1 protein-coding gene and 1 pseudogene are annotated in these 1249 nt (G+C 62.7%); both read right to left on the minus strand.

Features of this window, described 5'->3' with window-relative positions:
* Positions 1 to 285: pseudogene (locus V6C16_RS13570) on the minus strand (glycosyltransferase family 9 protein); the annotation flags it as partial.
* A gap of 14 nt (positions 286 to 299) precedes the next feature.
* A partial coding sequence (locus V6C16_RS13575; protein ID WP_333543478.1) for a hypothetical protein occupies positions 300 to 1249 on the minus strand: 950 nt, incomplete at its 5' end.

Genomic DNA, 1249 nt, shown 5'->3' on the forward strand with positions numbered 1-1249 from the left:
CCAGTGGCCTTCCACATCCGCCATGATACGCGCGCCGGGCAGGGGCCACGCCCTGTCAACGTGCTGGAGCAGGGGCAAGGCCGAAGCGAAGTTGTCCAGACACACAAGGCCCACCCGCAGTCCGGCGCGGTGCAGGTCGTGTATGAGCGCCTGACTTTGCAGCAGGTCACCAAAGCGGGTCAGATTGATGATGACAACATTGCCGCCGTTTGCCGGGCGCGGAATGCTGCCGCATATGGGCGCGGAATGCTGCCGCATATGGGCGCGTGATGGTTCTGTCTTCATGCGTTTTCAGCCCGTCAGGCCAGATTGGCCTTGTTGCCGCCGTCCAGAAGGTTGAGAGCCAGAGTGCGCTCCTGGCGGAAACGGTTTTGCACAGCGGCCTGCACCTCGCTGGTGGATGATCCGAACTGGCCGGAACGCACCTTGTACACATTGGTGATAAGTTTGCGCTCATAGGCCGGATCATCGGGGTCGCCGCTCATGGCTTCGGCGCGGGCAAAAATGCGCGCGGCGCCTGTGGGACCATGCTGTACGGATGTGCTCCAGATCACCTCGCGCATGGCAGGCGACAGGCTGTCTGCCTCCAGCGCGGTACGCTGGCTGATGCCTTCCACAGCGGGTTTATAATGACTTTCGCGCACATAGGCCTCCTGCAAGGCTTCAAAGCGCTCGGGCTGCGCCTCGGCAATGGCACGCCACATGTCGGGCATGGCTCCCTTGCGGCTGCCGGTGTTCCCCGGACCCGCGGCACGCAGTTTTTTGGAGATGTCCGGGGCTTCGCCATCCAGAAATTCAAGAAAGTCATTGAGGCTGCCCGCGCGCGAGGACACCTGATATTTACCGTATGAAGTGCCTCCGTTACGGTCATAGCCTATGGCAGCTATGCCGTCGCGGCCGGATTCAAACTGGGCGGAAAGCTTGCCCAGCTCCATTTCGGCCGCGTCCGGCTGCCGCCGCTTTTGCCGGGCCTTGCCCTGTGCCGGGGCCGTTGGACGACTGTGTATGAAGTCTCCGCCATTCAGACCGCCCAGGCGCTCACCCACTGTGCTGGAAAGAGAGTGCAGCTGACGTGCTGCCCCCATGCTGCGGGCCAGATCAAGGGTCGAGCCGTTGCCGGCAACACTTTGCATAAGCCCTTCAAGAGCCTGTGTCTGGCGCAGATCAGCCTGGGCCTTGCCAAAGACCTGGGTACGCATGAGGTCGCCGGGACTGCGCCCCGCAAGCACGAGATTGCGCGCAGGGGCCA

The organism is Desulfovibrio sp. 1188_IL3213, assembly GCF_036763145.1.
Lineage (GTDB): Bacteria > Desulfobacterota > Desulfovibrionia > Desulfovibrionales > Desulfovibrionaceae > Desulfovibrio.